Source organism: Pseudarthrobacter sp. YAF2 (assembly GCF_052113345.1).
Taxonomy (GTDB): domain Bacteria; phylum Actinomycetota; class Actinomycetes; order Actinomycetales; family Micrococcaceae; genus Arthrobacter.
Genome location: NZ_JBFRDA010000013.1, coordinates 195,547 through 206,305, shown reverse-complemented (window position 1 = coordinate 206,305; position 10,759 = coordinate 195,547). Strand labels below are relative to the sequence as shown.

General features: G+C 66.5%; 7 protein-coding genes and 2 pseudogenes. 1 reads left to right on the top strand and 8 read right to left on the bottom strand.

Going from position 1 to position 10,759, the window contains the following annotated elements; all coding sequences use genetic code 11:
• From AB4Y79_RS14800 to AB4Y79_RS14785, 4 genes and pseudogenes are all read right to left on the bottom strand, one after another.
• A pseudogene (locus AB4Y79_RS14800) lies at positions 1–325 on the bottom strand (hypothetical protein); the annotation flags it as partial.
• Positions 318–963: pseudogene (locus tag AB4Y79_RS14795) on the bottom strand (uracil-DNA glycosylase). The pseudogenes AB4Y79_RS14795 and AB4Y79_RS14800, both read right to left, overlap by 8 nt.
• Complete coding sequence (locus AB4Y79_RS14790) at positions 960–1,700, bottom strand: HEAT repeat domain-containing protein (protein WP_441863226.1); 741 nt, start codon at positions 1,698–1,700, stop codon at positions 960–962. Before AB4Y79_RS14790 ends, AB4Y79_RS14795 begins: the two are co-directional and overlap by 4 nt.
• Before the next feature lie 104 nt (positions 1,701–1,804).
• Complete coding sequence (locus tag AB4Y79_RS14785) at positions 1,805–2,785, bottom strand: aldo/keto reductase (protein ID WP_441863224.1); 981 nt, start codon at positions 2,783–2,785, stop codon at positions 1,805–1,807.
• A 907-nt stretch (positions 2,786–3,692) separates the two neighbouring features.
• On the opposite strand from AB4Y79_RS14785, the gene AB4Y79_RS14780 reads away from it, so the two are divergent.
• On the top strand, positions 3,693–4,070 hold the full coding sequence (locus AB4Y79_RS14780) for a hypothetical protein (RefSeq protein WP_441863222.1): 378 nt from the start codon (positions 3,693–3,695) through the stop codon (positions 4,068–4,070).
• A 25-nt stretch (positions 4,071–4,095) separates the two neighbouring features.
• Here the strand turns inward: AB4Y79_RS14780 and AB4Y79_RS14775 are convergent, their stop codons facing one another.
• The 4 genes from AB4Y79_RS14775 to AB4Y79_RS14760 form a co-directional block, all read right to left on the bottom strand.
• Positions 4,096–6,933, bottom strand: a complete 2,838-nt coding sequence (locus tag AB4Y79_RS14775; RefSeq protein WP_441863220.1) for a molybdopterin-dependent oxidoreductase — start codon at positions 6,931–6,933, stop codon at positions 4,096–4,098.
• Between the two features lie 2 nt (positions 6,934–6,935).
• Positions 6,936–7,871 carry an FAD binding domain-containing protein gene (locus tag AB4Y79_RS14770; RefSeq protein WP_441863217.1) on the bottom strand — a complete coding sequence of 312 codons (936 nt, stop codon included), beginning with the start codon at positions 7,869–7,871 and terminating at the stop codon, positions 6,936–6,938.
• On the bottom strand, positions 7,862–9,103 hold the full coding sequence (locus AB4Y79_RS14765; protein WP_441863215.1) for an XdhC family protein: 1,242 nt from the start codon (positions 9,101–9,103) through the stop codon (positions 7,862–7,864). The genes AB4Y79_RS14770 and AB4Y79_RS14765 overlap by 10 nt, the downstream gene beginning before the upstream one ends.
• A gap of 100 nt (positions 9,104–9,203) precedes the next feature.
• Complete coding sequence (locus AB4Y79_RS14760; protein ID WP_441863212.1) at positions 9,204–10,745, bottom strand: NCS2 family permease; 1,542 nt, start codon at positions 10,743–10,745, stop codon at positions 9,204–9,206.
• Positions 10,746–10,759: the final 14 nt, after the last annotated feature.

Genomic DNA, 10,759 nt, shown 5'->3' with positions numbered 1-10,759 from the left:
CCGCAACAACACCGGCAGCATCCGCATACCCCACCGCAGCCCTGGCTTTCAGACCAGCGACCCTGGCCTCCACCTCACGGACACCGTCCAAGACTTCCAGGCACCCATCCGCCAACCCCGCCAACGGATCAGCAACCGAAAACGACTCCGCACCGGACCCGTCGACCTCAGCAAGAAGCACGGCAAGGGCAGCACAGATATCCTCGAACGCCCCCACCACCGCCGCTTTCCCCATACAACAATCATCACCAAGGGGTACGACATTTAAGGCCGCCAGGACCATGCCCACAAAAAAGAATGGTTGGGTTTCGACAAGCTCAACCACCGGCGTCGAGCAATTCCTCTAGGCCCTGCATGAAGCCGGAGCGGCCGCCGTGGGCGGGATGCCGGATTTTGGGTACCTCGAGTCCGCTGCGCTGCAGGCTGTGCCGGGCAACGTTGCCCACAGCCACGATGGAGCTGATGCCGAACAATTCAGCGAGCGCCTGCCAGAAAGGTGTCCCGAGCTTCGTTTCCGAGGGCTTGGGCGTGCGGTTCGAGAGCGGCTTCCCCGGCTGATGGGGGTGCCATGGGAAGGCGCTCCACAGCAGTGGCAAGAGCCCCACTTCTTCCAGCACCTGCCACAGCACCGTGGCCGTCGGCTCCGCGGCAACTCCCACAGCTTCGGGTGGAAGCACGTAGCCCTTCCCGGGGCCGAAAAGCCCGAAGCTGTTGGCCGGGCCCTCCAGGATGGTCCGATTGGTGAAGGGCACCCCGGTGATGCGCATGCCCCTGTATCCCGGGGCCTCCCCTAACAGCAGTATCCCGGGCTGCCGGTCGAGCATCTCCTGCAGGTAGATTTCCAGGTTGCGGCGGCGCAGCTCATTTAGCCGGGACCGAATGGTTAAAGAAGTTGTTGCAGGCAGGCCCCATCTCCACGGCTGCCAGCCGCTCAACAAAAGCGGCGATGGCGGGAGCGCTCATTCACGGTGCTCTTCCAGTCGGGCGGCAAGACGCTCTGCAGCAGCCGGATCGGCCCTGGCAAGGCGGGCCTTCTTGAGGTTCTCGCGCAGTATCCAGAGCACGTCCTTGTCCCGGCTCGAAGCCCACCGTTCCAGGTGCGCAATACCCGGCACCGGAGAAGCGGCGACGGCGACACTCCAGCAGTATCCAAGTGCCTGGCGCAGCACCCGGAACTGGTCCGTCCTCCGTGTCCCGGGATCAGTTCCCTCAATGGCCGCGGTGATCGCGTCCAGCACCTCGACCGCCTTGGCGGCGTCTTCCGGCCGCAGGAGCAGGCGCGGTTCGCAGATCCCGGCCGCCACGGCACGCTGCACCAGGGGTCCATCGGTGAGCCAATCCGAGGCCAGTTTCCACAACCCCGGCATGTCCCTGTCTCCCAGCCGTTGCAACGCCATCGCCACGCCCTCGCGCACGCGCCATCGGCCGTCTTCGGCCAGCACCCTCAGGGTTTGGGCGGCCTCGGGATCGCCTTCGGCAAGGAGCCGGCCGTAGCCGATGGCACCGCACACGGCAAAGTATTCATCCGGGCTCCGGGCGTACATGCGGATCAGGGCGGGATCCGCCACATCGGCGAACGCTTCCGCCAGTTCGATGTTGCCACGCGGCCCGGGCAGCCCGGACTCAGCGGCGAGATACGCCTCCCACTGTTCGGGTGGCAGCGATTCCAGCACCGCCCCGTAGTCCGCCCGCTTGGTCACTGGTGACCTCCTTGCCGCCGACGTGCCACAAAGCGGAGTTGGTAAGAGAGCCGCCCGGGGTCCCCGTGGCGAGCGAAGCGAGGCATGGGGCAGTCGGCGAAGGGCTACCAGCGCGGGTGGACGGCCTCGCGGAAGTAGTGGTCGTAAATCCAGCGGACGCCGTCGTCGAACTCTTTCCCGACGCTTACGCCGGCTGCCGCAGCGTTGCCCTGGGCCTGTTCCACGTTGCGCGCGCCCGGGATGACGGAGGTGACGCCGTCCTGCGCCGCGATCCAGGCGATGGCGGCCTGCGCCGTGGTGGCCCCGGCGGGCACCAGCTGCTCGAACTCCGCCACCGCCTTCAGGCCCAGTTCAAAGTCCACGCCGGAGAAGGTCTCCCCCACGTCAAAGGCTTCGCCGTGCCGGTTGTAATTCCGGTGGTCGTTCTCCGCGAAGGTGGTGTCTTTCGAGTACTTTCCGGACAGCAGCCCAGACGCCAGCGGCACCCGGGCAATGATGCCTACCCCGGCGGCCTTCGCGGCGGGGAGGACTTCATCAAGAGGCTTGAGCCGGAAGGCGTTCAGGATGATTTGGACCGATGCGGTCCCTTCGTGGCGGATGGCTTCCAGGGCCTCGTCCGTTCGTTCCACGCTGACACCGTAGTTGCGGATGGCCCCTTCGGCGACGAGCGTGTCCAAGGCGTCATACACCTCATTGTTGCTGTAGACGGCGGTGGGCGGGCAGTGCAGCTGGACCAGGTCCAGGGTGTCGGTGCCCAGGTTCTTCCGTGAGCGGTCCACCCACTGGCGGAAGTTGCCCAACGAATAGTTTTCCGCCCGCTGTTCCATCCGGCGGCCCATCTTGGTGGCCACGGTGACGCCGTGCCCCGGGTTGTCGGCGAGGAATTTCCCGATCGCCTGCTCGCTCTTTCCGTCGCCATAGACATCGGCGGTGTCAAAGAAGGTGACGCCCGCCTCCACGGAGGCAGCGAGGATGGCCTGGGCCTGTGCCGGGTCCACGGTGCCCCAGTCCGCGCCAAGCTGCCAGGTGCCGAGCCCCACGATGGAGACGTTTCGTCCGGTCTTGCCTAAAATCCGCTGTTCCATCCCCTGACTATATGGCGGGCTTCCCCGCAGCCGGAATTTTACGGCGAGCCGTTCCGGCTGAAGGACTCCACCACTATGCGAAAGCGACTGTCACCGCTGACCGTTACGGTGCTCATAGACAAGTACGCCTTATAGCAGGGCCCATCGATTATGCAGGAGAGTAATGGATATCAGTGGTGTAGTCGATTGGATTTCCCTCCTTAACTTGGTGAACTGCGCTGCATGGTTAACATCGGTGTGCTTCGTTCGTTGGTCTTACAGCAGCAAGCCACATCAGTTGTCCACCTCTGAGAAGGTTTTAGCGCGGGCTCCAGGCAAAATCATCCGGTGGTTCAGTTATCCGTTGCCCCATGACGGTAATCTGTCGGCCGTCGCTTGGAGGCGCCTCACTAGTCGTCATCTGCAAAACGTCCGAGCTGCCAGCAAGGCTAATGATGCTCTTTTCGTGGCCCCTTGGATCATGGCCCTGCTGTCTGCGCTATATGGCGTCGGGCAACTCACATTTGTTTCTGTAGAAGGAATTCTGCATAAGCTTCCCCTATCCGAAACCCTCTTATGCTGGGGCATAACTTTACTATGCTTCATTCCCTTACTTGCCACCTACGAGTTTCGCGATTCCAGGTGGCGAGCAAGAGCACCCTTTGAGTGGCAATATTTGAGCGCTGCCCTTTGGCTATTGCACTCAACACAACGAACCCAATTTAAACGGTCGGAACCATCAGCCAGGCTGAGTTTGCACTCCTTAACTCGCGTCGAGGAAGTGCTGCTCAACCGATTCCGTCCCCTTCCCTCTGCGGCATCTCCCAGCAACGAGTTGACTCAAAGGGTGTGGCGGCGAAAGATACGACCTCTTCTTGACGAAGCGGCCCTCCTGCACCTTCATCCCGCCGGGGATATGACTCAAACCATGGTTGACGATTGGATCAGCAAATCCGCAACCATCATCGCGGACGGAGGAACACCGAACCGGAAGGGGCTGCGCTTTTCCCTGGCTAAAGCGGAAGGTACTAGTCCAGATGACGAAGTCGACTTACACAGCAAGAACCGTTCAAGTACGAAAGCGCTCATCTTCTTATTAGTGCTCGCCGGCACTGGTTCATTAGCTCTGGCATGGGTAGCAGACAACTTCACAAACCCGCAATCGCTTTACGACCTGAGCAGTCAAGCACGGAATATCCCGCCCTCGGCGCTGGGTGTACTTACCGCGACTCTCGGCCTACTGGGCTCAGCACTAACTGCAATAGTTTCCCTGGCGCCTCTGCTGCGCAAAAGACATCAAGGCTAAAGAATCTCTAGGACGCCCAACCTGATCATGTGCCAGCAAAATTGGAGGTCTCGTATTTCGCCGGGACGAGCCCCGCTTCCTTCAAGCCCAGGTAGATCCGGTCCCGGGCAATGGGAAGCTGTGCGAACCGCACCCCGGTGGCATTCCGGATGGCGTTGGCGAGTGCCGGGGCCACCGGGTTGAACGGACTCTCGCTCATCGACTTCGCGCCCAGCGGCCCCATCTTGTCATTCGTGTCTGCGAAGTACACCTCGCTGCGCGGCACGTCCGCAAAGGTCGGAATGTGGTACTGCCGCAGGATGTCCGTGGTGACCTTGCCGTCGTCGTTCACCACCACTTCCTCGTACAGCGTGGCACCAATGGCCTGGGCGATCCCGCCTTCAATCTGTCCCCGGCACTGGCGCGGGTTGACCACCACGCCGGCATCAGCTGCCTGCACGCTCTGCAGGATCTTCAGCTCGCCGGTACCGCGGTTCACCGCCACCCGGAAGCCGTGAACGTTGAACGCGACAGAGCGCGGCGTGCCCCCCCAGCGGCCCTCTGCGGCGAGTTCGACGCCGGCTTCCGCGGCGGCCTGCGCCAGTTCAGCCAGTGCCACACGGGTTCCGTCGACCACCACGGCGTCGCCGTCGAGGACGCACGCGGAAGCCTGCGTCTGGCGGATGCCCGCCGCGAACGCCCGGAGACGGATAGCCAGTTCTTCGGCTGCTTCAAGGGTGGCCTTGCCCGCCACCACGGTGCCGGCCGAACCGAACGCCCCGGTATCGTGCTCCACCAGGTCCGTGTCCGATTGCCGCACCGCCACCCGTGACGCTTCCGTGGACAACGCCGTGGCGGCGAGCTGGGCGTGGACAGTGGTAGTGCCGTTGCCAAACTCGGCGGTCCCGACGTCGGCCTGGTACGTCCCGTCCGGCAGGAGACGGAGCCGGGCATGGGCAAAGTGGCCTCGCGGCGGGACGGTGTCGATCATGGAAAGGGCCGCGCCCTCGCCCACCATCCAGTCCGGCCCCGGGTCCTCAAGGCCGGCCTGCCGGTAACGTTCGCGGCCACGGTCCAGCGCATCCCGGACCAGGTCCAGGCATTGGTCCAGCCCGTAGCTGCCGTAGTGGACGTCCTCCTCCGGGTCCGGCTGGGTGGACAGCATGTGATCCCCTTCGCGGACCATGTTCCGGCGGCGGAACTCCAGCGGATCCATGCCGATGCCGGTGGCCAGTTCATCCATGGCGGACTCGATGGCGAAGATCATCTGGCTCAGCCCATACCCGCGGAAAGCACCGGCCGGCACAGTGTTGGTGTACACCGAGTGGGCGTCCACTTTCTTGTTGGCGCAGTTGTACACCGCCAGCGATTCGCCGCACCCGTGGAACATGACGCCCGGGCCGTGGTTGCCGTAGGCGCCGGTGTTGGTCACCACGTCCAGCTCCAGGGCCGTCAGCTTCCCGTCCTTGCTGGCCCCGGCCTTCAGCTTGATGGTGAACGGATGCCGGGTGGTGGTGGCGATGAACTGTTCGGTGCGGGTCAGTTCCAGCTGGACCGGGCGCTTCAGTTTCAGGGCCGCGAGCGCCACGAGGTCCTCGGTAAGGACCTCCTGCTTGCCGCCAAAACCGCCGCCCACGCGTCCTGCCACCACGTGCACGCGGTCCTCCTCGAGCCCGAACACCCGGCACAGCGTGCGGCGCACCAGGAACGGGACCTGGCTGGACGTGCGCACCTGCAGCCGGCCGTCGTCGTCCACCATGGCGATGGCAGCGTGGGTTTCCAGGGCGACGTGCTGGACGCGCTGGGTCCGGTAGGTCTGTTCGTGGATGAAGTCGGCGGCAGTGAAGCCGTCGGCGACGTTTCCCAGTTCCGAGTGCAGTTCAGCCACCACATTCCGCTCCGGGCGGGCGATACGCGCTTTCGCAGCATCCTTGTCTCCGTGGACCAGTGCGGCGCCAGGGAGCAGCGCTTCCTGCGGCGAAAAGACTGCAGGTAGTTCCTGGTACTCCACCTGCAGGGCGCGGACGCCGGCTTCCGCGGCAGCCACCGACTCCGCCACGACGGCGGCCACCCGCTGGCCGATGAACCGGACCACGTCATCGAGGACCCGGGTATCGTCCGGGTCATCGGTGAAGAGTTCGTGCTGGGCCGTGGAAAACAGCTGCGCCGGCGCGTCCTCGGAGGTGAGGACCGCCACCACGCCGGGCACGTTCAGCGCCGCGTCCTTGTCGATGGACACTACCCGGGCATGCGCGTGCGGGGAACGGAGGATCTTCAAATGCAGCAGCCCTTGCTGCTGTTCCGGGGGGACGTCGAGCGTGTAGCGCGCAGCCCCAGTGACCACGGCGCGGCTGGCCGGGGCCGGAACGTCGTCGCCCAGCCGGCCCGGCTCCGGATCCGGCTGGCCTTCGCCCGCGATGCCCGAGCCCGGCCCTTCGGTATCCGGGTGGCCTGCGTGCCCGCAGACGGCATCGGCGATGGCGCGGTAGCCGGTGCACCGGCAGAGGTTGCCTTTGAGGTTGCGAGGCAGGTTGTCCCTCTGCGCGTCGTCGAACGTGGCCGCGGTCATCACCATGCCGGCCGTGCAGAAGCCGCATTGGAAGCCCTGCCGCTCCAGGAACTGCTGCTGCACCGGATGCAGGCCGCCGTCAGTGGTGCCGGCCAGCCCCTCGATGGTGGTCACGGCATGGCCTTCGGCGCGGACTGCGGGGTAGATGCAGCTGTGGACCGGGGTGCCGTCCACGTGCACCGTGCAGGCTCCGCAGTCGCCGCCGTCGCAGCCTTTCTTGACGCCGAGGTTGCCCTGCTCGCGCAGGAAGGTGCGCAGGCACTGCCCGGGCCGCGGAGCAGCCTCGGACGTGGTGCCGTTGATCTCGATGGCCATGCTCAGGCCCCTTTCGGAAGTGTGGTGGACCCGGCTGCCGGTGCTGCACCGGTGCGGGGTGGCCAGAAGTCTCCGGAGAAGCGCAGCCCGGGCACACCGGCCGGCACGGCAAGTTCGGCGCGGATTTCTTCTGCCAGCCGGTAGGTCATGTCGCGGCGCCAGGCCGGCAGCCCGTGGATGTCGTCGTGGTAGAGCCCGGCCGGGATGGCGTCGTCCAGGGCAGCTGCGAGCCGGTCGGCATCGGGCAGGCCGTCGAAGCGCAGCTGCACCGGCCGTTTGGTGGCGGCGGTGACGGTCAGGACCAGCGAGGCTCCGGCGTCGAGCCGTCCGATCAGGAGCACCCCGGACCGGCCCAGGTTGCTCAGGGACAGGCGGCGGAACGCCACGCGTGAGGAAAGGGCCGACGCCGGGAGGTGGACGCTGCGGAGCAGCTCGCCCGGTGCCAGGCAGTTGGCGGCGTCACCGGTCACGAAGTCCGAGACCGGGACGTTGCGGCTTCCGCCGCCCGGAGTGAGGATGGTGGCCACCCCGTCCAGCCCGGCGCAGAGCGAGATGACCGGCCCGGCGGGCAGCGACGTGCAGAGGTTGCCGCCCACCGTGGACATGTTCCACACCTTGAAGGAGGCCACGAAGGAATCGCAGCAGGCCCGGACCAGGTCCAGCCCGGACCAGCCGCGGCCGTCCGCAGCCGCCATACCGGGCAGTTTGTACAGCTCGGCAATGGTGCAGGTGGCGGCAAGGTCAATGCCGTCGTCGGTGACGGTGATGGGCGTCCAGCCTGCTGCCCCGAGGTCCAGGAGCCGCTTGAGGGGCTGGGGCCCAAAGGCGTAGCTGCCGTAGGAGAAGAGGACCGTTCCGCCGGCCAGCCAGGCGTCGCCGTCGCGCCATTGTGCGGGGTCGGTGGTGCGGACCACCGCCTCGATGGTGTTCATGTCCATGCGATCTCCTGCGGGGTAAGGTCTGTGGGCGCCGTTGCCGGCGCCAGGTGGGAATGCGTGGGGTGCGGGTGGATGGTGCCGGACGTTTCGCGCAGCGGCAGGCAGCTGGCGGCGCGGCTGCCGGCGGCGATAATTTCCGCGGTGACGGACACCGCCACCTCGGCGGGAGTGATGGCGCCGAGGTCCAGTCCGATGGGTGAGTGCAGCTGCGCAATCCGCTCCGGCGGGACGCCGGCGCTAAGGAGTTCGGCAACCCGCTGGAGGTGGCTGCGGCGGGAGCCCATGGCGCCCACGTAGGCGAGGTCCAGGGCCAGCGCGGCCTCCAGCAGCGGAATATCGAACTTGGGATCGTGGGTGAGGACGGCGGCCACGGTGCGGGTATCAATCCGCCCCGCTGCCGCTTCCGCAGCCAGGTAGCGGTGCGGCCAGTCCGTCACCACCTGGTCGGCGGCGGCGAAGCGGGGCTGGCTGGCAAAGGCCGGCCGGGCGTCCACCAGGGTCACGTGGTAGCCGAGCAGCTTGGCCGCGGGCACCAGGGCCGCCCCGAAATCGTTGGCGCCGAACACCAGCATGCGTGGCGGGGCGAGCCGGGACTCCACCAGGACGGCGGGTTCCCCGGAACTCCGGCTATCGCCGTCGCGGTCCGGCAGGCAATCCCCTGCCTGGACCAGCGGGACCAGCCCTGCGCCGCCGTTGCGCAGGATGGACTCCACCCGCAGCGCGGACTCCCCGTGCAGTACGGGTGACAGCTCCGGGGAGGCAGCCACGCGGAACTTCGCCGGATCAAGGAGTACGACGGCGGCGCCACCTTGTGTGCCCAGCACCCGTACCAGCGCCACGGGTTCGTCGTGGCCGAGGCCGGCGAGTTGCCGCAGTGCGGCCCGGAGCGGGTGCTCCGGTTGACCGGGAACGCCCGCCGGCACCGGCTGGACGTGAATCTCCAGCTGTCCGCCGCAGGTGAGCCCGGCCGCGAAGGCGTCGGCGGAACTGAAGCCGAAGACCCTATGGCGCGGGACGTCGTCGTCCATTGCCTCCTGGGCGAGCGCCACCACGGCGCCTTCAACGCAGCCCCCGGAGAGGCTGCCCAGCACCTCACCGGATTCCGCCACCAGCATGGAGGTGCCGACGGGGCGGGGCACCGAACCGGAGGCAGCCACGATGGTGGCCACGGCAAACCGCCGGTCCACGAGCCGTGGCAGCCAGGGGCCGAGCGAAGGGATCAGGTCAAGCATGGCGGCACTCCTTCTTCCGCGCGGCGGTGGTGTCCATTGTCTGTCCTGTCAGGGGCCGGGCCAAGCATTGGCCCGGCCCCTGGTCTGGTTGGGGCAACGATCAGCCGCCCAGCAGGAGGTTGATCGGTCCGCGGGCGAAGTACACCAGGAACCCGGCGCTCACCACCCACATCAGCGGATGGATCTTCTTTGCCTTGCCGGACGCGGCCCCGATCACTGCCCAGCTCACGAAGCCCACGCCGATGCCGTTGGCGATCGAGTAGCTCAGCGGCATGGTCACGATGGTGAGGAATGCCGGCAGCGCCACGGTGAACTTGGTGAACTTGATCTCGCGGATTTGGGCCATCATCATGGCGCCCACCACCACCAGCGCGGCGGCGGCGACCTCCAGCGGCACCACGCTGGTGAGCGGGGTGAGGAACATCGAGCCGAGGAACAGCACGCCGGTGACCACCGAGGCCAGGCCGGTCCGCGCGCCCTCACCGATACCCGCCGCGGAGTCGATGTATACCGTGTTGGACGAACCTGAGGTTGCCCCGCCCGCCACGGCGCCGAAGCCTTCAACGATGAAGGCCGATTTCAGGCGCGGGAACGTGCCGTCCTTGTGGGCCACGCCGGCGCTCTTGGCCAGGCCGGTCATGGTGCCCATGGCGTCAAAGAAGTTGGTGAACACCAGCGTGAACACCAGCATGGTGGCCGCGAGTCCGCCGATCCTGCTGAACGAACCAAAGAGGTCGAAGTGACCCACCAGGCCCAGGTCGGGTGCGGAGACCAGCTGGCCGGACAGGACAGGGGTGTTAAGGTGCCAGCCGCCGGGGTTGGTGGTGCTGGCAGGGCCCAGTTTCAGGACGGCTTCCACGACGGCGGCCAGCACGGTGGTGCCGACGATGCCGATGAGCAGGCCGCCCTGCACTTTGCGCGCCACCAGGATGCCCATGGCCAGGAGTCCGACGACGAACACCAGCGTGGGCACGGAGGTGATGGAGCCGCCGTCGCCCAGTTGCACGGGCGGACCGCCGGTGGTGGGCCGGACGAAGCCCGAGTCAACAAAGCCGATGAAGGCGATGAACAGGCCGATGCCCACGGTGATGGCGGCCTTGAGTTCCTTGGGAACTGCCCTGAAGATGGCGGTCCGGGCTCCGGTGACGCCGAACAGCACGATCAGGATGCCGTTGATCACCACCAGTCCCATAGCCTCGGGCCAGGTGACTTCGTGGATCACCGAGACGGCCAGGAAGGAGTTGATGCCCAGCCCGGCGGCGAGCCCGAAGGGCAGGTTGGCGATGAGGCCGAACAGGATGGTCATGACCCCGGCGGTGAGGCCGGTGACGGCGCCCACCTGGGATGCGGAAAGCCAGCCGCCGGCGACGTCGGTGGGGGCGTTGTCCGCGCTGAACCCGCCGAGGATCAGGGGGTTCAGGATGACGATGTACGCCATGGTGAAGAAGGTAACCAGGCCGCCGCGGAATTCGCGGGCAAGGGTTGAGCCGCGCCGGGTGATCTGGAAGAAGCGGTCCAGGAAGGAGTCCGACGCCGGCGGCCCGGGTACGGATAGGGCCTGCGCCGGGGTGCGCGGCGACCGCCGCGAGGTGCTGGTGGTTGGAGCCGGATGCTCCTCGTGGGAATGGTCCAGGATGGTCATCTCAGCCGCCCGGC

Excerpts from the sequence above, each read along its gene's own strand:
- AB4Y79_RS14785 (WP_441863224.1), bottom strand. The coding sequence starts at position 2,785 with ATGGAACAGCGGATTTTAGGCAAGACCGGACGAAACGTCTCCATCGTG.
- AB4Y79_RS14780 (WP_441863222.1), top strand. The coding sequence starts at position 3,693 with ATGGTTGACGATTGGATCAGCAAATCCGCAACCATCATCGCGGACGGA.
- AB4Y79_RS14775 (WP_441863220.1), bottom strand. The coding sequence starts at position 6,933 with ATGGCCATCGAGATCAACGGCACCACGTCCGAGGCTGCTCCGCGGCCC.
- AB4Y79_RS14760 (WP_441863212.1), bottom strand. The coding sequence starts at position 10,745 with ATGACCATCCTGGACCATTCCCACGAGGAGCATCCGGCTCCAACCACC.
- AB4Y79_RS14770 (WP_441863217.1), bottom strand. The coding sequence starts at position 7,871 with ATGGACATGAACACCATCGAGGCGGTGGTCCGCACCACCGACCCCGCA.
- AB4Y79_RS14765 (WP_441863215.1), bottom strand. The coding sequence starts at position 9,103 with ATGCTTGACCTGATCCCTTCGCTCGGCCCCTGGCTGCCACGGCTCGTG.